Here is a 25,619-nt window from a genome sequence, read left to right as displayed (position 1 = left end):
GTCATACCCGAGTTCACCTGGGCGGACCCGTACGACGGCCTACTCGCACGCGGCGGCGCGCACGAGCTCGGACTGGTGACGCAGTGGACGTCGACCCTCGGTGTCAACGTTCTGGAGCGGCGGTTGGCAGACCGGCCGGACGAGCTGCGCCGACAACTCGCGCAGCTGGACGACGCGCTCGACGCATTTCCCGACAGCGATGCGATAAGCCGGCTCAACCTGCCCCTCCCCCGACACGCCGAGCCCGCTCCCCCAGGCGCCGGCACCGACGCACCGGCGCACGTCCCCGCCTTCATCGTGGCCGGCTGGTACGACTGTTTCCTCCAAGGCAGCCTCGACGCCTATGCCAGGGCACGCAGGGACGGGACGCCGGTCTCCCTGATCGTCGGCCCGTGGTCGCATGACAATCAGACCCGCCGCGTGGGCGAGATCGACTTCGGCGCGGCCGCCGACGCCGCGGCGATCGACGGCGCGGATTCACTGCTGGACCGGGAACTTGACTGGCTCGGCCGCCAACTCGAGCCCCATCCGACGGCGTCGGAACAATCCGTCCTGGTCTTCGTCACGGGCGCCGACACGTGGCGCCGGATGCCGCACTGGCCCCCGGCGGCCGCCGACACGTCGTGGTTTCTACACGACGGCGGTGTCTTGTCGTCGGACGCGCCCGAACCGGAGGCGACCGGGGCCCGCCTGCGCACGGACCCGAGCAGTCCCGTGACGACGCACGGCGGCGCGGTGCTGTTGTCGCCGCAATTCCCTGCCGGGCCGTACGACCAGCAGCAGGTGGAGAAGCGTGATGACGTGCTCGTCTACACCAGCGCACCTCTGGCCTTGCCGCTCGAGGTCATGGGACGCGTCCGGGTGGACTTGGCCGGAGAATCCACCGCGGACGTAACCGACTGGGTGGCCCGCCTGTGCGACGTGGCCCCCGACGGCGTCTCCCGCAATATCACCGACGGCATCCTGCGCGCCCACGGAGCGGGCGCACAGGAGCATCGGATCGACTTGTGGTCGACCGCACACGTGTTCCAGCCCGGGCACCGCATCCGCCTCCAGGTGACCGGGAGCTGCTTCCCTCGCTGGGACCTCGCCCCGAGCGGCGCGCGCCGGATCGTCTTCCACGACCCGGCGCGGCGCTCGAGGCTCGTCCTGCCGGTCGTCAGTCGAAGATGAGGTCGAACTCCTCCGGCGTGCCGATCGAGGAGGCGTCGGCGATCAGCGACGTGGTGCTGTTCGCCGCGTCGACGTACTTGCCGTTCGCGTGGGACTTGAAGCTGATGCTCCCGTCGTTGTTCGCGATGAGGTCGAACTCCTCCCACGGACCGATCGCGGTACGGTTGGCGATCAGCGCCGACGCGCCCGCGTTCTCCGCGGTGACGTAGTCGCTGTCGGCCTGCGACAGGAAGCTGACGCTGCCGTCACTGTTGTGGATGAGGTTGAACGTCTCCCAGCCTCCGATCGCCGTGCGGTTCGCGATCAGCGGGGAGGCGCCGGCGTTCTCGGCGGTGACGTAGTCGTTGTCCGCGTGGGCCCGGAGGCTGATCGGGACGGTGTCGTAGACGAGGTCGAACTCCTCCCACGGGCCGATCGCGGTGCGGTTGGCGATCAGCGCCGACGCCCCGGCGTTCTCCGCGGTGACGATCTTCTGGTCGTTGTAGGCGCGGAAGCTGACGCTGCCGTCGCTGTTGTGGATCAGGTAGAACGTCTCCCAGGGGCCTGCGGCGCCGCGGTTCGCGATCAGCGGTGAGCTCCCGTCGCTCTCGGCGGTGACCCAGTCCCCGTCGGAGTGCGCCCTGAGGTTCACCGTGCCGTTCTCGTCGAGGAACATGTCGAAGGTCTCGTTCGTGCCGATGGAGGACGCGTCCGCGATCAGCGAGGTGGTGCTGTTCGCCGCGTCGACGTACTTCCCGTTCGCGTGGGCGTGCAGGCTGATCACGGACTCGGTGTCGGGCGCGAACGTGGTGGTGTTGTTCGTGTAGCCGGCCGCGACGATGCCGGCCTGGACGGCGTTCTCGGTGGCGTCCGTGGGGAAGCCCGCGGTGACGGCGCCCTCGAAGAACTCACCCTTGCCCTTCGGGCTGTTGTCCCCGCCGGTGCCGAGCTCGATCGAGGGCTGCACCTTCATCGGGTTGTAGCCGTTGGGCAGCGCGCCGGAGTACGCCTGCGTCAGCCCGCCCGACTGCCCGTTGCCGTACTTCAGGGTGAAGTTCGTGGTGCCGTTGTTCTTCTCCCACGCCGAGACGAAGGACCCGGTCTCGCTCGGGATGCTCGAGGGGTTGGGACCGGCGGCGCTGAAGTACATGCCGTTCTCCAGGTCGCCGCCGACCCAGGGCCCGGAACCCGAGCAGCCGCCGGTCCAGCAGGCGGTGCCCCAGTAGATGGCGTTCATGGTCGAGTCGCCGTCGTCGGAGTCGTTGGTCTCGGCCGAGCCGAAGTCGAAGCAGCACAGTCCGCTGGTGAGGTTCGAGGAGGTCAGCATGTACATACCCTCGGGCTGCGCGCCGGTGGGCACGTTCTTGACCGCGTCGTCGCGGTAGCCGGTGCCGATGTCGTTGACCAGCACCCCGTAGGCCGGCTGTCCGCCGACGGTGACCGGCAGCGCCATCGCGTTCGCACCGATGTCGGCGCCGTTCGCGCCGGGGCCGGCCAGGCCGCCCGAGCAGCCGGAACAGGAGGTGCCGGGCGAGATCGGCAGGTTGTTGGCATTGCCGGTCTGGTCGTAGAGCAGGGTGATGGTGCAGGTCGTACCGGAGCAGAAGGAGACCTGCGGCGCCGAGTCGGCCACCCCGCCGGTCGATTCGAGGCCGATGTTCAGGGTGGTGCCGTCCGAGGCCCGCTGGATCTGGTAGAGCGGCCCGTCGTAGGACGCGAACATCGCCCGCGTGGTGCTGTAGGCCGCCTCACACGGCGTGCCGCCGGAGGCGTAGAGGTCGCAGGGCAGGGTCGAGGTGGCGGCCGCGGCCCGCGGTGCGGCCGTACCGGACACCGGCACCGCGATCGCCACCGCGAGCAGCAGGGCGAACAGCAGCCGCCAGCCGCGTCGGATCGAGAAGGGAACGTGCACGAATACCTCCGTCATAGTGATTTTCTTCAGCCCGGCAGTGGTGTGGGCCCCGCAGTGGTTTCAGCCCGCCTGCCGAGCGGAGCGGGATCACCCGGCGCCGCGGCCGACGACGCGGCGCGGAGCCTTGACAACTCGATTGGACTAGACCACTCTCAGCACCGTACGGGTGCGCGGCACAGCAGGCCCCGTATACGCGGATCACCACCCCGGCGACGCCTCGCGCGCACGCCGGGCCCGGCGCAGCGCTGCCATGCCCCACCACCCCACGCTCGTGGCAGAGGCCGCCGACGGCTCCGTGGTCGCGCACTCGAATCAGGGCTCGACTCCGCACCACGCCATGAAGCGAGGGACCCACCGGATGAAACCGACGAAGCACCCACTCACACGCGCCCTCCGGCGCCGCGCCGTCGCCGTGCTCGGAGCCCTCGCGCTCCTGGCCGGCCTCGGGGTGGCCGCCGCGAGCGTCGCCCAGGCCGCGGGCACCGGGGCCGTCACGGGCTACCAGGGGCTGTGTCTCGACGACCGCAGCGCCAGCACCGCCGAGTACAACCCGATCCAGGTCTATACCTGTAACGGCACCAACGCCCAGCAGTGGACGGTGGAGTCGAACGGCAGCCTGGAAGTGCTCGGCATGTGTCTGGACGTGGACGCGGCCGGCACCGCCGACGGCACCCTGGTCGACCTCTACACCTGCAACGGCACCGTCGCGCAGGTCTGGCAGCCCGGCAACAACGGCACCCTGGTCAACCCGAACTCCGGCAAGTGCCTGGACGACACCGGCTGGGGCGGCTCGGGCACCCAGGTCCAGATCTGGGACTGCACCGGCGGCGCCAACCAGTCCTGGACCCTGCCCGGCCAGGGCAGCACGGCCGGCGGGTTCGTGGTGAGCCAGGCCCAGTTCAACCAGATGTTCCCGAACGCGAACTCGTTCTACACCTACAGCGGGCTGGTCACCGCGCTCAGCGCGTACCCGTCGTTCGCCACGACCGGCGGCACCACGGTGGAGCTGCAGGAGGCCGCGGCGTTCCTGGCCAACGTCGACCACGAGACCGGCGGCCTGGTCTACATCAACGAGATCGATCAGTCCGGCGATTACTGCGCCTCCGAATCCTACGGCTGCCCGGCCGGCACCTACGCCTACTACGGTCGCGGCCCGCTGCAGATCTCCTGGAACTTCAACTACTACGCGGCCGGCAACGCCCTCGGCGTCGACCTGCTCGACAACCCCAACCTCGTCTCCACCAACTCCGCGATCTCCTGGGAGACCGCGCTGTGGTACTGGATGACGGGGACCGGCGGCGGCTCCGAGACCTCGCACAGCGCCATGACCGACGGCGACGGGTTCGGCGCCACCATCCGCGCCATCAACGACATCGAGTGCAACGGCGGCGCCACCTCCGAGATGCAGGACCGCGTCAACGACTACGAGTCCTTCACCTCCATCCTCGGCGTCTCGCCGGGCAGCAACCTCACCTGCTGACGCGCCGATCCGACCGGCCCGTCTCCCCGGCAGCACAGGCTGTCGGGGAGGCGGGCCCGCGCATGTCGGGTACTTGGCGGTCAGTGGCCTGCTGTTCCGGTGCTCCACAGGGCCGCGCCGGTCGCGCTGTAGATGACGGTGTTCCCGTCGTTCTGCACGGAGAGCGAGGCGCCGTTGTTCCCGGCGGTGTTGCTGGCCCACAGCGGGTTGCCGCTCGCGTCGTAGATGACGAAGTTGCCGTCACCCTGCATGACGGCGCGGGCGCTGGCCTTGCCGGCCGTACCCGAGGCCCACAGCGCGGTGCTGCCTTCGTAGAGCACCAGGTTGCCGTCGCCGCCGAGCACGAGCAGAAACCTGCCGTCGCAGGAGGTGATGGACTGGTTCACGGTGATCTGCTGGTTGCCGGTCATCGAGCCGCAGCCGCCCGTGGTGGACGTGCCGGGGTTGGGCACGGTCGGCCGGGTGGCGGTGAGCGCGATCTGGCCCTTGAGCATCCGGCCGCCGTCGTTGGTCAGCCGCAGGTAGTAGTCGGCCGAGCAGGCGGTGCCGTCCTCGTCGAGGGAGAGCAGGCCGGAGTTGGTGGGCACGGCGGCCTGGGTGGCGGCGGTGTTGAGGATCTGGTTGCCCTCGCCGTACTCGTCGAACATGGAGATGTAGATCCCCTGCGCGCCGACCCGCACCATGTTGTAGAACTGCGCCCACATGAAGTCGCCGTGCACGCGCTGGCGGGCCGAGAGGTCGCCGGGCAGGACGCAGGGCTGGTAGTCGATCCCGTTGCTGTTGCAGTAGGACTGGTCACCGACGTTGACGTTGTTGTAGAAGCTGTTCGAGTCCGCGGCGCTGCCGATCCGGCCCACCATCCACGGCGAGAGCATGTTGAAGGCCGCGTACACGCTCGAGTAGCCGGAGCGCGAGTCGTTGACGCCGGTGCGCCAGTAGGTCGGGACGCCGCCCATGACGTAGCAGCCCTGGCTTTTGAACCAGTTGACCACGGACAGGCAGGTGGCCGCGTCCCAGGGGTGGTTGGTGTCGTTGAACCCGAAGCCCCAGATGCCCACGACCGGCTTGCCGTTCTGGTGCGCGTAGGCCGAGGACGAGGTGTACTGCGCCATGTTGGCGGTCCAGTCCGCCGGCATCTCGGTGGACATGTTGGTCCAGCCGGTGGCGTCGTACATGATGTAGAACTTCCGGCCGTTGGCCTGGGCGGCGGTGTTCACCCGGGCGGTGACGGCGTTGCGGGTCGGGCCCTCGGAGCCGTTCGGGTCGAAGCGCTGCAGCGCCGCGGTGTCGCAGCCGTTGGCCGCCATCAGCGCGAAGTGCTCGTTGACCGTGGACTGGTCGTAGGAGGAGAACAGGGTGGCCTGGGATCCGTTGCCGAGATTCGCGTACGCCGTCTCATAGCCTTTGCTGTAGACGGTCATGTCCGGCCAGGCCTTGATGTTGTTGTTGCTCGGGGACGGGGCCTGGGCCTCGTTGTTGCTCCAGTGCCACCAGGCGTTGATCGGCGCCCCGTCGCCGATGCAGGCGAACCAGCCCTGATAGCCGACCGTGATCTTGCCCACCACGTCGCCGGCCGGCGATGCGGCGCTGGCCGGGCTGGTGAAGGCCGAGATGAGTTCGGTTCCGCCCACGGCGGCGACCGTGGTCCCGGCCAGGGCGGTGGACAGAAGCCTGCGTCGAGAGATCGTCATGGTTCTTCCTTCGAACGCGCTGAGCGAGTGCGTGTGGGTGGTGTGCGTGTGGGTGGTGTGCGTGTGGGTGGTGTGCGTGTGGGTGTGGCGTGGGTGAGCGCGGGGCCGGGCGGCCCGGTGTGGGCCCGGGCCGCACGGTCGCGCTGGTCAAGGATTGATGATCATGATCTGATGATCACAGTGTTACGGCAGGTGCCACTGCTGGTTGGAGGTGTCGGCACAGGCCCAGATCTGCACCTGGGTGCCGGAGCCGCCGTAGCCGGTGTCGTCGAGGCAGGAGCCTGAGTTGGTGTTGACCAGCTCGCCGTTCGACTGCGCCTTCCACTGCTGCGCTCCGGTGCCGTTGCAGGTGTAGAGCTGCACCTTCGTGCCGTTGGCGGTGCCCGCGCCGGTGACGTCGAGGCACTTGCCGAGGGCTTGGAGGGTTCCGTTGGACTCGACCGTCCACTGCTGCGCGTTGGTGCCGTTGCAGGTGTAGACCTGGACCGCGGTGCCGTCCGCGGTCGAGGCCGAGCGCACGTCGAGGCACAGGCCCTGGTAGCCGGTGACGGCGCCGGTCGCACCGGTTCCGCCGCCGCTGCCGCCGCCGCTACTGCCACCGCCACCGCTGCTCAGGAAGCCGGCCGTGAACGCGCCGGTGCCCTGCGAGACGCCGCTGCAGGTGGACGAGGCGGACCCGCCGGTGGCTCCGCCCGGGCAGGCCTGGTCGCGGTCGACCGACCAGAAGGCGAGGCGGCCGATGCCGTTGGACGCGGCCCAACTCGCCACCGTGGAGGCGTCGGACAGGGTGAAGGTGGAGCCGTCGTCGTTGACGCCGATCATCGGGGTGATACCGACGTTGGCGTACGTGTACGAGGAGTTGACCGCCTTCATCTGGCTCAGCGTGGCCTCGGCCGCGCTGATCGCGGCCTGCCCCATCTCGAGGTCGCCCTCGTAGTAGTCCATCGTCATGATGTTGACGACCGGGATGGTCACGCCCTCGTTCTTCGCGTCCTGCAGCAGTGCGGTGCCGTAGTTGTCCAGGCCGGTGGGCAGGACCGGGACGGTGACCGACCAGACCAGACTCGGGTTCGAGGCCTTGAGGTCCTTCATGGCCTGGAAGGTCTGGTCGATGCCGGTGGTGTCGGCGATGGCCGCGCCCTCGATGTCGAAGTCGAGGTAGTCGGTGCCGTAGTCGTTGATGATCGCCTGGTACCCGGCGTCGATCGTGCTCTGCGTGCCGCAGGTGAACGACAGCGGCTCACCGGCCGAGCCGCCGGAGGACACGATGACCTGCGCCCCGGCCGCCTTGGCCGAGGAGATCTCCCCGCCGATGGTCGGGTCGGAGCCGATCGGCAGGGTGTCGCCCCAGATGTCGCTACAGCCCTCGCCGATGGCGAAGGCGGCGGTGTAGGCCTGCAGTTTGTCCGAGGAGATGACGGTGTTGAGCACGCTCTCCTGCGAGTTCGACATATCCACATACGGAGCTACGTACATGGAACTCGCTGCCTGAGCGCTGCTGGCCACGCCCAAGACGCCGCCGAGCGCCAACGCTAGGGTGCCGACGCCCGCCACCGCCCCGCGCACCCGCGTCCCGCGGCCCGGCCCGCGAGGGTCGTGACCTCCGATGTTGCCAGGTTTCATAAGGATCCCGATTCTGTGAGGAGAAAGCCTCCAGGCGGCCCGGAGTGAGCCGTGGACCAGCGAAGAACCGATCCGCGGCGCGGCCTCGGGGGCGCGCAGCCCGCCGCGGGTCGCGTGCGGACCCTGACGCAGGGATCGGATGTCCCGCGCCTCGCACCCCGGCCGCGGGGTGACGCCTCGTACGGTGGTCTAAACCAATAAGCCCGTCAAGGCTTTCCGGAAGTTTCGGAACCGGGCGCGGCGCGCCGCACCGGCGACCCGGCCGCGATCCGCCCGTCCGACCTCGGATTCAAGGCGTCGGCGGGCGCGACGGCGCGGCCCCGGTACCGCCGACACGGTGTCGAGAACTCAGGGGTCGATCAGGCGCTCGCCACGCCTCGCCTACCGACCCGCCGCCCTGCGGAACCGGAGTGCGCCGTCGAGCAGGCTTTCGAGGGGCAGGGTCGCGGCGCCGAGTGCTCCTTCGCGCGGGCCGAGCAGGGCGAGTTCGATCGAGGTGGCGGCGAACGGGTGGCGCAGGGCGTGGCGGCCGGCGGCGGTGCGGATCGCGGGGAGCAGGCGGGGGCCGAGCAGCAGTCCGGCCCAGCCGCCGATGATGATCCGCTCCGGGTTGAACAGGTTGATCAGGTTCGCGATACCAATGCCGAGATACTCCGCCGTCTCCGCCAGCGTGGCGGCCGCACCCGGCGAGTCGTCCGCGGCGAGCGCGGTGATGGCGGCTTCCTCGTCCTGGTACGCCGAGACCGCCGCGCCGAAGCGGTCCATGATCGCCTCCGCGCCGACGTACGCCTCCAGGCACCCGGCCGAGCCGCAGCGGCACGCGCGGCCGCCCGCGACGATCTTCATGTGGCCCCACTCGCCCGCGCTGGAGGTCGCGCCCCGGTAGATGCCGCCGCCGGTGATCAGCGACGCGCCGACGCCGGAGCCGAGGATCGTCACCACGGCGCTGCGCGTGCCGCGCCCGGCGCCGAACCACAGCTCCGCCTGTCCGGTCGTCTTCGCGCAGTTCTCCAGCCGCAGCGGCAGATCGGTGATCTCCCGCAGCATCGCCTCGAGCGGAACCGCGTCCCAGCCGTAGGTCTGACCGTGGACCAGTGCCTGCTCGCCCTGCTCGACGATCCCCGGCACCCCGACCCCGACGCCGAGCACCGCGTCCTGACCCACCCCCGCGTCGGCCAGCACGGTGCGCAGGCCCTCGGCCACCGCGCGCACCACCACGGCCGGCGCGTGGTCGGTCGGGTCCAGCCGGCACTCGGCCTTCGCCCGTTCGGCCAGGGTCAGGTCGTAGAGCCCCACCTGCACCCGGGTCTCGCCCACGTCGACGCCGACCACGAACCCGTAGCGCCCGTCGACCTCCAGCAGCGTGCGCGGCCGGCCACCGTCAGAATCCTGCGATCCCGCCTCGGCCACCAGGCCCTCGTCGAGCAGCTCGCGCACCACGCTCGTCACCGACGCCGCGCTCAGCCCGGTCGCCGCGCCCAGCTCCTGGCGGGTGCACGCCCGGTGGAAGTAGAGCCACCACAACACCGCCGACCTGTTGCCCCGCCGTACGTCCTTCACGGTCGCGCGCCTACGGTCGTGCATCGGTTCCCCACCCGCCTCGAGACTCGGATGACTGATAGAGGCGAAATATACGTGGCCTCAATGAGAACGGGGCCCGACGCCCGCGGTGTGCAGGAACCGGGCCACCGGCAGCGTCGCCGCGCCGAGCGCGACCGCGTCCGGGCCGAGCCGGCCGACCTCGATCGCGGCCTTGGAGAACGGATGGCGCAGCGCGTGCGCGCGGGCCACCTCCCGGACCCCGGGCAGCAGGTCGCCGGCCAGCAGCAGGCCCGCCCAGCCGCCGATGATGATCCGCTCCGGATTGAACAGGTTGATGAGATTTCCGATGCTCACACCCAGGTGCAGCGCCGTCTCCGCCAGCACCGCCCGCGCCGCGCGGCCCTGCTCGGACTCCTCGCGCCGGGCCGCCGCCAGGATCCGCAGCAGCGCGTCCTCCTCGCTGGCGGCCGACGCGGCGTCGGCGGCGGGCGCCGCCTCGGCGTAGCGCGCGATGATCGACTCGGCCCCGATATACGCCTCCAGACACCCGCGTGCCCCGCACCGGCACAGCCGCCCGCCGATCGCCGCGGTGATGTGCCCCCACTCGCCCGCGCTGGTGCTCGAACCGCGGTAGGCGACGCCGTCGAGCATCACCGACGCGCCGATGCCCGAGCCGATCAGCAGGAACAGCGTGTCGCTCACCCCGCGCCCGGCCCCGAACCACATCTCCGCCTGGCCGAGCGTATTCGCGCCGTTGTCGATGAACAACGGCAGGTCGGTCACCTCCCGCAGCAGCGCCTCGAGCGGAACCGCGTCCCAGCCGATCGTCTGGCAGTGCACCACCGACTCCGGCCGCCCCGCCACGATCCCGGGGACCCCGATCCCGATCCCGAGCACGCGCACCCCGCTGTCCGGGTCCGGCAATCCGACGACGGCCAGCCCCTCGGCCACCCCGGCGACCACGTCCCCCGGCGCGCAGCGGCCGGGTTCGCGTCCCTGCGGCATCGGGATCTCGGCCCGGGCGAGCTCGGTGAGCCCGAGATCGAAGCGCTCCACCCGGATCCGGGTCTCCCCCACGTCCACGCCGATCACCTGGAACCGCGGCGCCGCGACGTCGAGCAGGATCCGGGGCCGTCCCCCGTCGGACTCCAGCGCACCGGACTCGATCACCACCTGAGCCTCGATCAGCTCGGCCACCACGCTGCTGACCGACGCCGCGCTCAACCCCGTCGCCCGGCTCAGGTCCAGCCGGCTGCTCGAAGGGTGGAAGTAAAGGTGGCGCAGCAGCAGCGACCTGTTCGATCTGCGCACGTCCCGGACGTTGCGTCCGCGCCGTTCGGCCATGCACCCCTCCCGGTCACCCGTCCCACGCACCCGCGTCAGACGTCGAACTCTTGACGGCAGAGTACTGCGGAAGTTAAATCGGAACACGAACTAAGTTGTGAAAGAAGGGGGACGGTGCCTACCGCCGCCCCCCGCACGGGGCTCAATCCGCATATCCGCCGCCTTCCCGGTACCTCGGTAAGCCCTCGCGGCGGACGCCTGAAGAAGGGTGTCCCATGCACAAAACCGCGCGTCACCATCGCTTCGCCGCGCTCGCCGCCGTCATCGCCGCGGCCCTGGCCCTGTCCTCCTGCTCCAGCAGCAGCGGCGGGGGCGGGAGTTCCTCGCCCACCGGCTCGATCAGCGGACAGACCATCACCTACTGGGCCAGCGACCAGGGCAGCTCCATCGCCGACGATGTCCAAGTCCTCACACCCGAGCTCAACGCCTTCACCAAGCAGACCGGGGTGAAGGTCGACCTGCAGGTCATCGGCTGGAACGACCTGCTCAACCGGATCCTCGCGGCCACCGCCTCCGGGCAGGGCCCCGACGTGGTCAACATCGGCAACACCTGGTCCGCCTCGCTCCAGGCCACCGGCGCCTTCCTGCCGATCACCTCGCAGATCATGAGCCAGATCGGTGACACCGGCCGCTTCCTGCCCGGCGCCCTGGCCGCCACCGGCGCGGCCGGCAAGCCCCCGGTGGGCGTGCCGATCTACTCCACCGCGTACGGCCTCTACTACAACAAGGTCGAGTTCGCCGCCGCCGGCATCACCAGCGCGCCCACCACCTGGGAGCAGCTGATCGCCGACGGGCAGAAGCTCACCCACGGCAGCCAGTGGGGCCTGACCCTCGAGGCCGCGCAGACCCCCGAGAACGCGCACGCCGCGTTCGTCTTCAGCGAGCAGCAGGGCGGCTCCTGGTTCGACTCCTCGGGCAACCCGACCTTCACCACGCCCGCGAACGTCGCCGCGATCAAGGAACTGGTCGGCTTCATGGGCACCGACAAGATCACCAACCCGAGCGACGCGGAGAACTCCAACGGCACCGAGGCGCTGCAGGAGTTCGCCAGCGGCAAGGCCGCGATGCTGATGTGGCAGCCCGCCGGAGCCAACCTGGCGAAGTACGGCATGCAGTCCTCGGCCTACGGGGTCGCGCCGCTGCCGTTCCCGGCCACCGCGCCGGCCGGCGCCCAGCACATCGACTCCATGGTCGGCGGCATCAACCTGTCCGTGTTCGCCAACACCAAGCACGAGGCCGCGGCGCTCGCCTTCGTGAAGTTCATGACCAGCCAGCAGACCGAGATCTCGCTGAACAAGACCTACGGCTCGCTGCCCTCGGTCACCGACGCCTACACCGACCCTGCCTTCCAGACCGCGGACGACAAGGTGTTCCAGAACGTGCTGGCCAGCTCCGCCACCGCGATGCCGGAGATCGCCCAGGAGAGCCAGTTCGAGACCGTGATCGGCGCGGCGCTCAAGACCCTGTACGCGGACGCGGCCAGCGGCACCGCGATCACCGACTCGCTCATCCAGTCCACCCTCAACAGCGCCCAGCAGCAGATGGCGGCCGGCGGCTGACCTCTCGCGCCCCTCAGAGGTGCCGTCGTGCCCTGACCCCAGGGCACGGCGGCACCTCGCCGCGCATCCCCCGCCGTCCGCAGCCCGGAAGGAATCCCGCACGATGGCCCTTGCCGCCGAAACCGACCGTCCGCCCAGCCCGCCGCCCGCGGCACGCGCCCGCCGCAAACCGCTGACCTGGTCGCGGGCCCGGCACAAGGCCCTGCCCTATCTGCTGCTCGCGCCCGCCGTCTGCTTCGAACTGCTCGTGCACATCGTCCCGATGCTGGTCGGGATCTGGATCAGCTTCAAGCAGCTCACCGTCTTCTTCATCCGCAACTGGTCCTCCGCCCCGGACGCGGGACTGGCCAACTACCGGCTGGCCCTGAAGTTCAACTCCGCGATCGGGCAGCAGCTGCTGCACTCGTTCTACGTCACGCTCGGCTACACCGTGCTGGTGGTCGCGATCTCCTGGTTCCTCGGCACCGGGGCCTCGGTGCTGATGCAGAACCCGTTCCGCGGCCGGGGCACGCTGCGCACCTACTTCCTCATCCCGTACGCGCTGCCCGCCTACACCGCCACGATCACCTGGGAGTTCATGTTCCAGCGCGACCACGGCGCGGTGAACCAGATCATCGTGCGGGACCTGCACCTGACCTCGCACGTGCCGTTCTGGCTGATCGGCGGCAACAGCTTCGCCGCGCTGGTGATCACCGCGGTCTGGCGGACCTGGCCGTTCGCGTTCCTGGTGGTCACCGCCGGGATGCAGTCCATCCCCACCGACCTGTACGAGGCCGCCGCGGTGGACGGCGCCGGGGTGTGGCAGGGCATCCGCAAGATCACCATGCCCTCGCTGCGGCCGGTCAACCAGGTGCTGGTCCTGGTGCTGTTCCTGTGGAACTTCAACGACTTCTCCACCCCGTTCGTACTCTTCGGCAACGTCCCGCCGCAGCAGGCCGACCTGCTCTCACTGCAGATCTACGACACCTCCTTCCAGACCTGGAACTTCGGCTCCGGCTCGGCGATGTCGGTGCTCCTGCTGCTGTTCCTGCTCATCGTCACCGCCGGGTATCTGGTGGCCACCCGCCGCGCGAGGAGTGCCGATGCCTGACCGTCCCGCCGTGCGCCGACGCCCCACGGCTCCCCCGAAATCGTTCCTGTGGACCCGCCGGATCTGTCTGACCGTGCTCGTCGCGTTCACCACGCTCCCGCTCTACGTGATGATCACCAGTTCGATCAAACCGCTGGTGGACGTGGAGTCCTCGTTCCGGTGGATCCCGTCCCGGGTCACCCTCAGCCCGTACGTCGACATGTGGAGCACGGTGCCGCTGGCGCACTACTTCGCCAACAGCGCCATCGTCGCGAGCAGCGCGACCGCGATCTCCGTCGTCATCGCCGTGTTCGCCGCCTACGCGGTCAGCCGCTACCGCTTCCCCGGCCGGCAGCTGTTCCGGATCACGGTGCTCTCGACGCAGATGTTCCCGGGCATCCTGTTCCTGCTCCCGCTGTTCCTGATCTTCGTCAACATCGGCAACGCCACCGGCATCGAGCTGTCCACCACCCGCCTCGGGCTGATCATCACCTACCTCACCTTCACCCTGCCGTTCTCGGTCTGGCTGCTCGTCGGGTACCTCGACTCCATCCCCCGCGAACTCGACGAGGCCGCCGCGGTCGACGGCAGCGGCCCGCTCAGCACCCTCCTGCGGATCGTGGTCCCGGCCGCCCGGCCCGGCATCATCACCGTCGCCGTGTACTGCTTCATGACCGCGTGGGGCGAGGTGCTCTTCGCCTCGGTCATGACCGACGACACCAGCCGCACACTCGCCGTCGGCCTACGCGACTACGCCTCCGAGAACGACGTGTACTGGAACCAGATCATGGCCGCCTCACTCGTCGTGAGCATCCCCGTGGTCGTCGGATTCCTGCTGCTCCAGCGCTACCTCGTCGCCGGACTGACCGCCGGATCAGTCAAGTAGCGACCCGTCGAAAAGCACCCGGGGCCCTCACGGTGATCGACGCCGTGGGGGCCCCGCACGCATGCACCCACCGTGACCGGAATCTCAGACCTCGTAGCCGACCCCTAGCGGAAGGGTCCTGCGGAGAGCTAGCCTAACGGGCTGGAGAGCGCTCTCCACTCTGCGAGTACAGCGACGAGGCCCTGAGCAGCCACGAGCGCCAGGGCCGCATCAAGCGTTTGCCGCATCTGATCCGAACCCACACGTGTCCGCGGCACCCCCACTGGACTCGCCTTTCCGTGCCCACCGGAGACAACGTCCCCATCCACACCTGTTTCGGAGGACCGATCCTTGCGTGCTCCACGTCCCCTCCGCCCCCTCGCGGCGACCGCCGCCTTGGCCTTGACGGCCTCGCTGCTCACCGCCACGGGCGCCCTCGCGCCCACCGCCTCCGCCGCGACCTCGACCACCGCGTGGCAGAACGGCGCCTTCTCTGAGAACGTGGGCGGGATCGTCTCCCGCTCCGATGTGTTCCTCGGCAAGCCCAACACCTCCGATACGCAGTCGATGCCCCTGGGCAACGGCTCGCTCGGGGTGGCGGCATGGGCCGCGAACGGCTTCACCGCGCAGCTCAACCGCAGTGACACCATGCCCTACCGGCTCTCCCCCGGGCAGGTGCAGATCCCCGGCCTGGCCGCGATGACCTCGGCCTCGAACTTCACCGGCAGCCTCGACCTGTACAACGGCGTGCTCGACGAGTCCGGCGGCGGGATGACCATGCAGGCCTGGGTTCCCGAGGGCAAGGACGAGCTGATCGTCAACGTCACCGGTGCAAATCCGAGCACGCAGCAGACCGCGACGCTGAACCTGTGGAGCGGCCGCACGCCCACGACAGCCGCGTCCGGGGCCGTCGGCAGCCTTGCGCAGACCTGGGTGGACAACAGCCAGACCGGCAACTCGGGACAGACCTTCGGCGCGATGGCCGCGATCACCGCGGGCGGGTCGAACGTGACCGCGTCGGTGGTCAACTCCGAGGAGGTGCAGGTGGCCTTCACGCCGAACGCGGACGGCTCGTTCCGCGTCGTGATCGCCGCGCCCACCTGGACCGGCGGCAATGCGCAGAGCACTGCCACCGGCTTGATCGGCAGCGACACCACGACCGCGGCCTCCTCCCTGCTGGCGACGCAGTCCTCGTGGTGGAACGGCTACTGGGCCGGCAGCGGCCTGATCGAGATGAACTCCTCGGACGGCACCGCGCAGTACATGGAGAATCTGCGCACCCTGTATCTGTACGAGGAGGCCGCCACCATGAAGTCCGGCGCCTACCCGGGCAGCCAGGCGGGCGTGGACGACATGTTCGCCTACGACGAGGACCAGCAGGACTGGTACCCGGCCGGGTACTGGCTGTGGAACCTGCGCGGCCAGATCGCGGCGAACCTCAGCTCGGGGAACTACGCGCTCAACCTCCCGATCTTCACCATGTATCTCAATGACCTGCCCGCGATCGAATCCTGGACCAGCGCGCAGATGGGCGGACTGGCCGGCGCCTGTATCCCGGAGACCATGCGCTTCAACGGGAACGGTTACTACAACGGCGGCGGCAACTCCTCGAACGCCTCGTGCGCGACCGCGTCCAGCCCGTCTTACAACGCGGAGAACGTCACCAGCGGCGCCGAACTCGCGATGTGGATCTGGCAGCAGTACCAGGACACCGGAAGCACCAGCTTCCTGCAGACCTACTACCCGATCCTCGAGCAGACCGCGACCTTCCTGCTCAACTACCAGAACCTCGGCTCCGACGGATACCTGCACGCCACCGCGAACGCGCACGAGACCCAGTGGGCGGTCACCGACCCGACCACCGACCTCGTCGCCGACCAGGCCCTGTTCCCGGCCGTGGTCCAGGCCGCGACCCTGCTCAACACCGACGCGTCGCTCGTGTCCCGGCTCAAGACCGCCGAGACCGAGATCGAGCCGTACGCGCGGGCGAGCCAGTCGAGCCTGTCCACGCTGCTCAACGCGCAGCCGACCTCGGCCTCCGCGGTGGCTTCCCTCGACGCGGCGGGCACCGACGTGATCGCGGACTCGTATCAGCCGTCCGCCACGCTCCGCAACAGCGAGAACATCGGCCTCGAGCCGGTCTGGCCGTGGGGCGTGATCGGTGACAACACCACCGTCAACGGCGACAACCTGACCGCCCTGGCCGACCGCACCTACAACAGCCGTCCCAACGGCACCACGTCGGCGGACTGGAACTTCGACGCCGTGGACGCCGCGCGGCTCGACATGTCCAGCCAGGTGGCCGCCGACCTGACCGCGACCACCGAGCACTACCAGCTCTACATCGACGGCATGGGCGCATTCGCCCCGCCGAGCACCGACGAGCCCTACATCGAGCAGGCCGCGAACGTCGCCACGACCGTCGACGAGGCGCTCGCCACGGACTACGACGGCACCCTGCGCATCGCACCGGCCTGGCCCTCGGGCTGGGACGGCTCGGGCACCGTCTTCATCCAGGGCGGCTCGAAGGTGGACGTCCAGGTCGAGAGCGGCACCATCACCACGGTCGCCATCCAGGCCGGGACCACCCAGACCATGAGCGTGCGCAATCCCTGGTCCGGGCAGCAGGTGGAGGTGGTCAACGGTTCCAGCGGCGCGGTCGTCGTGTCGCCGACCACCGCCGCGACGCTGAGCGTGCCGGTGACCGCGGGCTCGTCCTACCTGGTCGAGCAGACCTCCTCGCTCACCACGTCCCTGGCGTTCGCCCAGCTCACCGGGACTCAGGCCACGGCGTACAAGTCGCTCGGCGGCGTGGTGCAGATCGGCATCGCCGGCAGCGGCGGCAGTTCGGAGGCCCCGTACGGCGGGACCGCGGCCGCGATTCCGGGCACCGTCCAGGCCGAGAACTACGACACGGGCGGGCAGGGCGTGGCGTACGACTTCAGCTCGGTCAACGGCACGGGCACCGGCTACCGCTCCGACGGGGTGGACCTGGAGACCACCTCGGACACGGGCGGCGGCTACGACCTCGGCTGGACCGCGACCGGACAGTGGACCAAGTACACCGTCAACGTGGCCACCGCCGGCACGTACACCGTCGCCCTGCGGGTGGCGGCACCGAACGCGGTCACCGATGCCCTGCACATCGCCAACAGTTCCGGCACCAACCTGAGCGGCGACGTCAACATCGCCTCCACCGGCGGCTGGCAGACCTGGACCACGGTGAACGCCACGGTCACCCTGCCCGCGGGAACGCAGACGCTGACGGTGGATCAGGACAACGGCGGATGGAATCTTAACTATCTGACCTTCGCCTCCTCCGGCAGTGGCGGGATCAACACCTCGGCCTGGTACGAGGTCGTCAACCAGAACTCGGGCCTGTGCGCCAGCGCCGCCGGCGGGTCCACCGCCAACAGCACCGCCGTGGAGCAACTGGCCTGCACCGGCGCGACCAGCCAGCGGTGGCAGTTCGCACCGACCTCGGTGAGCGGCTACTACGAGGTGGTCAACGAGAACTCCCAGTCCGAGGGTGAGAGCTGGAACATCACCGGCGGAGTGGGGGCCACCGCCAGCGGCGACCTGCTCCAGACCTGGAACTACGGCGGCACCGGCAACACCAACGCCCTGTTCGCCGCCAATCCGCAGACCGGCGGCTACTACACCTTCACCGCCGACAACTCGGGATTGTGCATCGACACGCCCAGCGCCTCCACCGCCAGTGGAGTGCAGCTGCAGCAGTACACGTGCAACGGCACGGCCGCACAGTCCTTCCAACTCGTCCAGTAATCCCGACGAGTGAGCCGGGCGCGGGGTGCGCGAAACACTTTCGTGCATCCCGCACCCGCCTACCGATTCGGCGCGCGATAACGTTTCAGTAGGCTTATTATCAAGGGTTCGATTCAGGCTGCCCGAAAACAGGCGCCCGGCCGTCTACGCGCCTTCCAACTGCACGTATGACGAATGCAGCCGACCCTTGACGCGCGAATTGGTTTAGGCCAATCTGCAACGTACATCGTGCGGCCCGGCGCGACCCACAGCGCGACAGGGCCCTGAATCAATACGCTCAGGCTTGCGCGAGCGGATCTCCATTACCAGGGCCCGGCCCACTCCTGCGCAAGCACGACGGAACACCCACCCGACGCTCCGTTGCGAATTCCAGCCGTCCATGCCGGCGAGTTGCACTCGGCGGTTCGCTTGGAGAAAGGAATGCGATCATGGGTATCACGCGCAGGAAGCTGCTGATCTCGACGGCCGCGATCCCGATGGCCGGGGCCGCCGTCGCGGAGCTCGCCGACGCGGCCACGGCCTACGCCGCCTCGCCCGCGGCCAGCGCGGCGGGCGACGTCGTCGGCAAGATCACCGTCGGCTACCAGGGCTGGTTCGCCTGCATCGGCGACGGGGCGCCGATCGACGCCTGGTGGCACTGGAGCAACAACGAGGCGCAGGCGCCCTCGCCGAGCAACAACAACATCAAGGCCTGGCCGGACATGACCGGCTACGCCAAGGGCTACCAGACGGGGTACGCCAACCTCGGCAACGGCCAGCCGGCCACCCTGTTCTCCTCGGTCGACCAGCAGGTGGTCAACACCCATTTCAGCCTGATGCAGGCGAACGGCTGTGACACCGCGGCGCTGCAGCGCTTCGACCCGAACGGCTCGGAGGGCCCGTCGCGCAACGAGGTCACCGGCATGGTCAACACCGCCGCGCAGGCGTACGGCCGGAAGTTCTACATCATGTACGACGCCAGCAGCTGGACGAACATGCAGACCGAGATGCCGGCCGACTGGACCGCCAACATGGCGCAGTACACCTCGTCCTCGGCCTACGCGCACCAGAACGGCAAGCCGGTCGTCGGGATCTGGGGCTTCGGGTTCAACGACACCAACCACCCCTGGTCCGCCTCCGCGTGCCTTTCGGTGATCCAGTGGTTCCAGAGCCAGGGCTGCTACGTCATGGGCGGGGTGCCGACCTACTGGCGCACCGGCGTGAGCGACTCGCGGGCGGGGTACCTCAGCACCTACTCGGCCTTCAACATGATCTCGCCCTGGATGGTCGGGCGCATCGGCACCGCCGCCGACTCGGACAGCTTCTACACCAACGTCAACGTCGGCGACCAGGCCTACTGCAACTCCAACGGCATCGACTACCAGCCCTGCGTCCTGCCCGGCGACCTCTCCGCGAACCAGCGCGCCCACGGCGACTTCATGTGGGAGCAGTTCTACAACATGGTGCGCGTCGGAGCGCAGGGGATCTACATCTCCATGTTCGACGAGTACGGCGAGGGCAACCAGATCCTCAACACCGCCGCCACCCAGGCGGGCGTGCCCACCAACTCCGGCCTGCAGTCCCTCGATCAGGACGGCACCGCCTGCTCCGCCGACTACTACCTGCGCCTGACCAACGACGGCGGCCGGATGCTCAAGGGCCAGATCGCGCTGACCAACGTGCGCCCGACCGCACCGGTGCTCAGCGCCGAGGGTCCGTACGGCGGCACCGCGGCCGCGGTGCCCGGCACGGTGCAGGCGGAGAACTACGACACGGGCGGGCAGGGCGTGGCCTACAACGTCATCTCCGTCAACGGCTCCGGCAACAGCTACCGATCCGACGGCGTGGATCTCGAGGCGACGACGGACACCGGAGGCGGCTACGACCTCGGCTGGACCGCGACCGGACAGTGGTTCAAATACACCGTCAACGTCGCCACCGCCGGCTCCTACCAGCTCAGCTTCCGGGTGGCTGCGCTCTCGGCGGTCACCGACGCGTTCCACCTGTCCAACGCCTCGGGCACGAACCTCAGCGGCAGCGTGAACATCGCCGCCACCGGCGGATGGCAGACCTGGACGACCGTCACCGCCACCGTCACCCTCCCGGCCGGCACGCAGACCCTCACCCTCAACCAGGACAACGGCGGCTGGAATATCAACTATGTGACCTTCGTGTCCTCGGAAGGCCCGTACGGCGGGACCGCGGCCGCGGTGCCCGGCACGGTGCAGGCGGAGAACTACGACACGGGCGGGCAGGGCGTGGCGTACAACGTCACCTCCGTCAACGGCTCCGGCAACAGCTACCGATCCGACGGCGTGGACCTGGAGACGACGACGGACACCGGAGGCGGCTACGACCTCGGCTGGACCGCGACCGGACAGTGGTTCAAATACACCGTCAACGTCGCCACCGCCGGAACGCACACGGTCGGCTTCCGCGTCGCGGCGCCCTCGGCGGTCACCGACGCGTTCCACCTGTCCAACGCCTCCGGCACGAACCTCAGCGGCAGCGTGAACATCGCCGCCACCGGCGGATGGCAGACCTGGACGACCGTCACCGCCACCGTCACCCTCCCGGCCGGCACGCAGACTCTGACGCTCGATCAGGACAACGGCGGCTGGAACATCAATTACCTGACTATCTCGTAGGCGGTGCGGCGCGATCCGCCCGCCCCGAGGCCGAAGCGGTCTCCGGGGCGGGCGGATCGCAAGTCCGCACGCGCCGGGTTTCCCGTCCCCGGTATGGGGATTTGCACCGTTCCGTCCGCCGCGTTTACCGATTGGTCTGTACCAATCTGCCAATTGGTCTTGACCAATCCGCTCGCCGCACGTACAAAAAGCTCACCGTGTCGCCCCACCGGCACGGCGAGGTGCGCACATCCCACAGCTTCTCTCCCCCCTTGGAGGGTTCATGCGCGTCGCAAGAAGGATTCTGCACACAGCACTCTTGGCCGGCTCGGCGGCCGGGCTGGTCGGCGGCGGGACGGTCATCGCGGTCGTCGCCGCGGCGCCCGCCGCACAGGCGGCAAGCACGTGCGCCGCGGCGTGGAGTTCCAGCGCCGTCTACACCGCCGGCATGCAGGCCAGTGAGAACGGCATCAACTACACCGCCAACTGGTGGACCCAGGGCAACGACCCGGCCACCAACAACGGCGGAAGCGGTTCCGGACAGCCGTGGACCTCCAACGGCTCGTGTACCGGCGGCTCAAGCGGCGGTGGCAGCAGTTCCAGCCCCACCCCCACCCCCACCGGCGGCAGCACCGGCGGCACCGGAACGGGTTCGGCCAGCGGCCTGCTCTTCAGCCCGTACAAAGACGTCACGATCAACATGAACTGGAACACCGACCAGATGCAGTCGGCCGTCGAGGGCTCGGCGCTGCCGGTGGTCGGTTCCGGCAGCGTGGTGTCGCAGTACGTGTCGAAGCTGCCCGCGCTCACGCTCGCGTTCGCCACCGGCGCCTGCGGCAGCGAGAACTGGGGCGGCGTCGCGGGCGCCAGCTTCGCCGCGGAGAACGTACCCCAGCTCCAGGCGGCCGGCCTGAACTACGTCGTGTCGACCGGCGGTGAGGCCGGAACCTTCACCTGCACCTCGACGGCCGGCATGGAGTCCTTCATCGCCCGCTACGCCAGCCCGCACCTGGTCGGCATCGACTTCGACATCGAAGGCGGCCAGAGCCAGTCGGACATCTCGAGCCTGGTCGCCGCCGCGGCCGGAGCGCAGGCGCAGTACCCGAACCTGCAGTTCTCCTTCACCATCGCCACGCTGGGTGCCTCCGACGGCAGCTACGGCGGCGTGAACTCGCTCGGCAACGAGGTCGTCCAGTCCGTGCTCGGCTCCGGCCTGAGCAAGTACGTCATCAACCTGATGACCATGGACTTCGGCAGCGCCTCCAGCAGTGTCTGCGTCGTCGTCTCCGGCAGCTGCGAGATGGCGCAGTCCTCGATCCAGGCGGTGACGAACCTCGAGCACACCTACGGCATCCCGGCGAGCAAGATCGCCGTCACGCCGATGATCGGCATGAACGACAACACCGCCGAGACCTTCACCATCGCGGACGTGAACACCTTGACGTCGTACGCGAAGAACAACGGCCTGGCCGGGCTGCACTTCTGGTCCTTCGACCGGGACACGCCCTGCTCGGACACGTACGCGTCCGCCACCTGCAACTCCATCTCCAGCAGCTCGCCGCTGCAGTACACCAACCAGTTCCTGAGCGACCTCGGGCTCTGATGGAGGACCCCGGGCTCTGATGTTGGACCTTGAGCCCTGACGTAGAACCCTGAGCGGGCCGCGCACACACACCGTGCGCGGCCCGCTTCCTCATGCCCGCCGGGCGAACGGCCACCCCGGCCGACGGTGAAACGCAGATCTGCCGGCCCCTGACCGGCGGCTTCACGGCAGTGGATCTCGTTGGACTCGCCCCGTCGCTTCCCACTACGCTGACACACCCGTCGGATAACTCAACGTTCTGGCCTGAAAGGGCCCAGAAGTACGGAGGTGCGTATGCGTCGTGTGCGGTACGAGGTCAACGGCGGCCCCGAGGTCCTGTTCGTCGAGGAGGTACCCGCTCCCGAGCCGGGTCCGGGCGAGCTGCTGGTGCGCAACGAGGCGATCGGGGTCACCTTGCCCGCGGTCCGCAAGGTACGCGAGGGGAACGCGCCGACGCCGCTCGGCGGCGAGGTGGCCGGAACGGTGGCCGCCGTGGGCGAGGGCGTCTCGGGCTTCGCCCTGGGCGATCTCGTCACCGGACTCTGCTTCTCCTACGGCTACGCGGACATGGCCGTGGTCCACCAGGCCATGGCCTCGCACGTCCCGGACGGGGCCGATGCCGTCCTGGCGGTGGCCCTGGTACGCAGCGGCCTCGTCGCACGCGGGGCCTTCGAAGCCGCCGCGCCGAGGCCCGGCGATGCGGTGCTGGTCACCGCTGCGGCCAGTGCCGTCGGATCCTTGGCGGTCCAGTACGCCAAGGCGCACGGCGCCTCCCGGGTGGTCGCGGCGGTCAGCAGTGCGGAGAAGGCCGATTTCGTCCGGAAGTCCGGTGCGGACGAGGTGGTGCTCTACCCGGACGCGTCCTGGGGCGAGCCGGTGGACGTGGTTCTCGACGGTGTGGGCGGCGACCTGCTCGGCCCCGCGGTTCGCGCGCTGGCACCGGGCGGACGGTTGGTCGCCTTCAGCTCGGGCGGGGGCGTGATCGACGCGTACGAACTGCTGGCACGCAGCGCTTCGGCTATCGGCTTCCAGATGGCGGCGATCGCCCGTGGCAAGCCCGAGCTCTACGCGCGCTGGCGTGAGGAGCTGTGGACGCTTTACCGGGACGGGAAGCTCAGCCCCCGGATCCACGCGCGCATCCCGCTCGCGCAGGCGGCGCAGGCTCACGAGATCATCGAGTCCCGCAGCAATCTCGGCAAGGTCGTCCTGGTCCCGTAGGGCCGAGGCCGTTCGCGCGGGTCAGACCGTGGCGCGCAGCCGGGCGATGTCGGGCGGCATCAGGATCCGCCGGCATCGTCGGCGGCTTGCGCGGCCGCGGTGGTCTGGAACACGGGCCAGCCGATCTCGGTGCGCCACCGGGCGGTGTCGGGGGTGTCGCGCGGGCCGGCGAGGTAGTACTCGCGGATCGGGCCCGCGACGGCCAGGGCGTGCTGGGAGACGTAGGCCGCCAGGGCGGCGTAGGCGCGGTCCACTTCGGCGGGCGGGCCGGCGTGGGTGATGACCGCGAGTTCGGTGGCCGGTATCCGCACCGCGGTCACCCGGCCCAGCGGCCGGAACGGGGCGGAGCAGGGAACGAAGACGGTGGCCCGGCCGCGGTGGTGGGTGAACACGGCGTCCTCGAAGATCCCGCCGCAGGGCCCGTCGGCGGCGGCGTTCTGCGCGGCCAGCGTGGCGTAGAGCTCGCCGAGGGCGCCCTGCAGCCAGTCGACCGAGTCCTGCGCGTCGACGACCTCGCTGATCGCGGCCGCGGGGACGGCAGGAACGCTGCGCAGCGCGATGCCGCCGGGGGCGTCGGACGGGCCGGGGGCGAGCAGGTCGCGCAGGGAGGCGACGGCGCGTCGGGTGCGGCCGAGTTCCTCCTCGAGGCGGCGCAGATGGGAGGCGATGCGCTGGTTGCGGGTCGCCAGGTCGCCGGCGCTGAGCACGCCCTGGATCTCCTCCAGCGGCATGTCCAGCTCACGGAAACGCCGGATGACCTGGGCGGTGGGCAGTTGCGCGGCGGTGTAGCGCCGGTAGCCGGTGTGCGGATCGACGTCGGCGGGCTCGAGCAGGCCGATCTGGTGGTAGTGGCGCAGCATCTTGACGGTCATGTGGGTGGCGCGGGAGAAGTCGCCGATGGAGAGGTAGGTGACCATGGCGCCCATTGTGCGCCCTCCCCCCGTGGGAGAGTCCTGCGTCGATTCCGGCTTGACCCTCCCCCCGTGGCAGCGGCGAGTGTTCTCGCGACGGCCACCCCGGCCGGCGAAGGGATGCGAAACCATGAACATCCAGCCGAAGACCCACGAGATCGTCTCCCGCTACCTGGCCGTGTGGAGCGAGCCGGAGCCCCGGGCGCGTCGGGCCGCCATCGCAGAGCTCTGGGCGAGCGACGGTGTCGAGTTCGTCGAGGGTACGCGCTTCACCGGACACGCCGCGCTCGACGCCAGGATCACCGAGGCCCACGACGCGTTCGTGGCGAGCGGCACCTTCCATGTGACGGCCGCGGACGACGTGGCCGAGCACGACGACGTCACCATGTTCACCATCCAGCTGATCCACCGGCAGGGTGCTGAGACCGGGCAGGTCGCCTGGGCCGCACGCGTGTTCCTCGTCCTGGACGAGCACGGTCTGATCCGCGAGGACTACCACCTGACCGTGCAGCCTCTCGCCGCCGCGTGACGACGGCGGCGACCCGTCGTCACGGCCGCGCTTGTCCGCCCAGGGCACGCCATACCAGCGCGGCCGTGCGCCGCGGCCAGTCCGCGGGTACCGGGTCGCCGGCGAGGGCCCGGCCGTACCAGTTGCCGGTGCACATGGTCACGGCGACGGTCAGATCCGCGTCCGGGTCGATCATGCCGAGCTGCTGCGCGGCTTTGAGGACGGCGGCGAGCCGCTGGCGGCGCGGGCGGATCACCCTGGCGCGGTAGCGCTCGAGGACCACGGGATCAGTGGTCTCCTGCAGCATCGTGCCGACGAGGGACAGTCGCCCGGGCCCGGAGACGCCGCGCTGGAAGTCGGCCAGTTCCGCGACCAGCGCGGCGAACGGGTCCTGCGCCGCCGCCGACGCGCCGGGCTCCTCGCCGATCGCCGCCACCGCGTCGCAGGCCAGTTCCGCCTTGTCCGCCCACCGCCGGTAGAGCGCCTGCCGCGTGGTCCCGGCCTCCTGGGCCACGGCCGCGATCGACATCCCCTCGTAGCCGAGCACCGACAGCTGACGCCGCGCGGCGGCCAGGATCCGCTCGTCGATCGCGGCGTCGCGGCTCCGGCCCGGGCGGCCCGCGGCCGGCCCGGTCTCGGGGAGCCGAGGTTCAGATCGGGGTCCGGATCCAGGTCCGGGTCCGGTTCGGGGTCCAGGTCGGGGCATCCCGCCATCATACGCGGAACAATGCAATACTGTAGTGTATTGGAATTGGCCGCCGGGCTTCCGGG

At 69.6% G+C, this 25,619-nt stretch carries 17 protein-coding genes; 10 read left to right on the top strand and 7 right to left on the bottom strand.

Features of this window, described 5'->3' with window-relative positions; all coding sequences use genetic code 11:
* The coding region (locus tag KDL01_RS09770; protein WP_212528071.1) for a CocE/NonD family hydrolase at positions 1-1,173 on the top strand (1,173 nt) is incomplete at its 5' end.
* Here KDL01_RS09770 and KDL01_RS09765 read toward each other — a convergent pair.
* On the bottom strand, positions 1,160-3,079 hold the full coding sequence (locus KDL01_RS09765) for an arabinofuranosidase catalytic domain-containing protein (RefSeq protein WP_212528070.1): 1,920 nt from the start codon (positions 3,077-3,079) through the stop codon (positions 1,160-1,162). The genes KDL01_RS09770 and KDL01_RS09765 overlap by 14 nt on opposite strands.
* 343 nt (positions 3,080-3,422) lie before the next feature.
* On the opposite strand from KDL01_RS09765, the gene KDL01_RS09760 reads away from it, so the two are divergent.
* A complete protein-coding gene (locus tag KDL01_RS09760) occupies positions 3,423-4,544 on the top strand; it encodes a glycoside hydrolase family 19 protein (RefSeq protein ID WP_246576206.1) in 1,122 nt (373 codons plus the stop codon).
* Between the two features lie 80 nt (positions 4,545-4,624).
* Here the strand turns inward: KDL01_RS09760 and KDL01_RS09755 are convergent, their stop codons facing one another.
* The 4 genes from KDL01_RS09755 to KDL01_RS09740 all read right to left on the bottom strand — a co-directional run bounded on the left by KDL01_RS09755 (position 4,625) and on the right by KDL01_RS09740 (position 10,744).
* Positions 4,625-6,235: a lectin gene (locus tag KDL01_RS09755; protein WP_212528069.1), complete on the bottom strand. Its 1,611-nt coding sequence runs from the start codon at positions 6,233-6,235 to the stop codon at positions 4,625-4,627.
* A gap of 183 nt (positions 6,236-6,418) precedes the next feature.
* Positions 6,419-7,687 (bottom strand): ricin-type beta-trefoil lectin domain protein, encoded by a 1,269-nt coding sequence (locus KDL01_RS09750; protein WP_246576205.1) that lies wholly within the window; start codon positions 7,685-7,687, stop codon positions 6,419-6,421.
* Positions 7,688-8,239: 552 nt separating this feature from the next.
* Positions 8,240-9,442 carry an ROK family transcriptional regulator gene (locus tag KDL01_RS09745; protein ID WP_212528067.1) on the bottom strand — a complete coding sequence of 401 codons (1,203 nt, stop codon included), beginning with the start codon at positions 9,440-9,442 and terminating at the stop codon, positions 8,240-8,242.
* Positions 9,443-9,499: 57 nt separating this feature from the next.
* Positions 9,500-10,744, bottom strand: coding sequence for an ROK family protein (locus KDL01_RS09740; RefSeq protein WP_212528066.1), 1,245 nt, complete (start codon positions 10,742-10,744; stop codon positions 9,500-9,502).
* 215 nt (positions 10,745-10,959) lie between these two features.
* On the opposite strand from KDL01_RS09740, the gene KDL01_RS09735 reads away from it, so the two are divergent.
* The 7 genes from KDL01_RS09735 to KDL01_RS09705 all read left to right on the top strand — a co-directional run bounded on the left by KDL01_RS09735 (position 10,960) and on the right by KDL01_RS09705 (position 23,429).
* The gene (locus tag KDL01_RS09735; protein WP_212528065.1) at positions 10,960-12,303 is read left to right on the top strand and encodes an ABC transporter substrate-binding protein; all 1,344 of its coding nucleotides are present in this window, start codon (positions 10,960-10,962) and stop codon (positions 12,301-12,303) included.
* Between the two features lie 103 nt (positions 12,304-12,406).
* Entirely contained in the window at positions 12,407-13,393 is a 987-nt protein-coding gene (locus KDL01_RS09730) for a carbohydrate ABC transporter permease (protein ID WP_212528064.1), read from the top strand.
* Positions 13,386-14,258 (top strand): carbohydrate ABC transporter permease, encoded by an 873-nt coding sequence (locus tag KDL01_RS09725; RefSeq protein WP_212528063.1) that lies wholly within the window; start codon positions 13,386-13,388, stop codon positions 14,256-14,258. The genes KDL01_RS09730 and KDL01_RS09725 overlap by 8 nt, the downstream gene beginning before the upstream one ends.
* A 375-nt stretch (positions 14,259-14,633) precedes the next feature.
* A complete protein-coding gene (locus KDL01_RS43230) occupies positions 14,634-18,023 on the top strand; it encodes a carbohydrate-binding protein (protein WP_246576204.1) in 3,390 nt (1,129 codons plus the stop codon).
* A gap of 428 nt (positions 18,024-18,451) precedes the next feature.
* Positions 18,452-20,650, top strand: a complete 2,199-nt coding sequence (locus KDL01_RS09715; protein WP_212528062.1) for a carbohydrate-binding protein — start codon at positions 18,452-18,454, stop codon at positions 20,648-20,650.
* 262 nt (positions 20,651-20,912) lie between these two features.
* Positions 20,913-22,232: a carbohydrate-binding protein gene (locus KDL01_RS09710; RefSeq protein WP_212528061.1), complete on the top strand. Its 1,320-nt coding sequence runs from the start codon at positions 20,913-20,915 to the stop codon at positions 22,230-22,232.
* A gap of 273 nt (positions 22,233-22,505) precedes the next feature.
* Positions 22,506-23,429 (top strand): quinone oxidoreductase family protein, encoded by a 924-nt coding sequence (locus tag KDL01_RS09705; RefSeq protein ID WP_212528060.1) that lies wholly within the window; start codon positions 22,506-22,508, stop codon positions 23,427-23,429.
* A 59-nt stretch (positions 23,430-23,488) separates the two neighbouring features.
* Here the strand turns inward: KDL01_RS09705 and KDL01_RS09700 are convergent, their stop codons facing one another.
* Complete coding sequence (locus KDL01_RS09700) at positions 23,489-24,346, bottom strand: MerR family transcriptional regulator (protein ID WP_212528059.1); 858 nt, start codon at positions 24,344-24,346, stop codon at positions 23,489-23,491.
* Positions 24,347-24,470: 124 nt separating this feature from the next.
* On the opposite strand from KDL01_RS09700, the gene KDL01_RS09695 reads away from it, so the two are divergent.
* Positions 24,471-24,869, top strand: coding sequence for a hypothetical protein (locus KDL01_RS09695; protein ID WP_212528058.1), 399 nt, complete (start codon positions 24,471-24,473; stop codon positions 24,867-24,869).
* A 19-nt stretch (positions 24,870-24,888) separates the two neighbouring features.
* Here the strand turns inward: KDL01_RS09695 and KDL01_RS09690 are convergent, their stop codons facing one another.
* Positions 24,889-25,554, bottom strand: a complete 666-nt coding sequence (locus KDL01_RS09690; RefSeq protein ID WP_212528057.1) for a TetR/AcrR family transcriptional regulator — start codon at positions 25,552-25,554, stop codon at positions 24,889-24,891.
* Positions 25,555-25,619 lie beyond the last annotated feature (65 nt).

The organism is Actinospica durhamensis, from assembly GCF_018139695.1.
GTDB lineage: Bacteria > Actinomycetota > Actinomycetes > Streptomycetales > Catenulisporaceae > Actinospica > Actinospica durhamensis.
This window is presented reverse-complemented; position numbering and strand designations above follow the sequence as displayed.

Excerpts from the sequence above, each read along its gene's own strand:
- KDL01_RS09705 (WP_212528060.1), top strand. The coding sequence starts at position 22,506 with ATGCGTCGTGTGCGGTACGAGGTCAACGGCGGCCCCGAGGTCCTGTTC.
- KDL01_RS09700 (WP_212528059.1), bottom strand. The coding sequence starts at position 24,346 with ATGGTCACCTACCTCTCCATCGGCGACTTCTCCCGCGCCACCCACATG.
- KDL01_RS09755 (WP_212528069.1), bottom strand. The coding sequence starts at position 6,235 with ATGACGATCTCTCGACGCAGGCTTCTGTCCACCGCCCTGGCCGGGACC.
- KDL01_RS09695 (WP_212528058.1), top strand. The coding sequence starts at position 24,471 with ATGAACATCCAGCCGAAGACCCACGAGATCGTCTCCCGCTACCTGGCC.
- KDL01_RS09760 (WP_246576206.1), top strand. The coding sequence starts at position 3,423 with ATGAAACCGACGAAGCACCCACTCACACGCGCCCTCCGGCGCCGCGCC.
- KDL01_RS09735 (WP_212528065.1), top strand. The coding sequence starts at position 10,960 with ATGCACAAAACCGCGCGTCACCATCGCTTCGCCGCGCTCGCCGCCGTC.
- KDL01_RS09745 (WP_212528067.1), bottom strand. The coding sequence starts at position 9,442 with ATGCACGACCGTAGGCGCGCGACCGTGAAGGACGTACGGCGGGGCAAC.
- KDL01_RS09725 (WP_212528063.1), top strand. The coding sequence starts at position 13,386 with ATGCCTGACCGTCCCGCCGTGCGCCGACGCCCCACGGCTCCCCCGAAA.
- KDL01_RS09750 (WP_246576205.1), bottom strand. The coding sequence starts at position 7,687 with ATGTCGAACTCGCAGGAGAGCGTGCTCAACACCGTCATCTCCTCGGAC.
- KDL01_RS09690 (WP_212528057.1), bottom strand. The coding sequence starts at position 25,554 with ATGCCCCGACCTGGACCCCGAACCGGACCCGGACCTGGATCCGGACCC.
- KDL01_RS09740 (WP_212528066.1), bottom strand. The coding sequence starts at position 10,744 with ATGGCCGAACGGCGCGGACGCAACGTCCGGGACGTGCGCAGATCGAAC.
- KDL01_RS09710 (WP_212528061.1), top strand. The coding sequence starts at position 20,913 with ATGCGCGTCGCAAGAAGGATTCTGCACACAGCACTCTTGGCCGGCTCG.
- KDL01_RS09715 (WP_212528062.1), top strand. The coding sequence starts at position 18,452 with ATGGGTATCACGCGCAGGAAGCTGCTGATCTCGACGGCCGCGATCCCG.
- KDL01_RS09765 (WP_212528070.1), bottom strand. The coding sequence starts at position 3,079 with ATGACGGAGGTATTCGTGCACGTTCCCTTCTCGATCCGACGCGGCTGG.
- KDL01_RS09730 (WP_212528064.1), top strand. The coding sequence starts at position 12,407 with ATGGCCCTTGCCGCCGAAACCGACCGTCCGCCCAGCCCGCCGCCCGCG.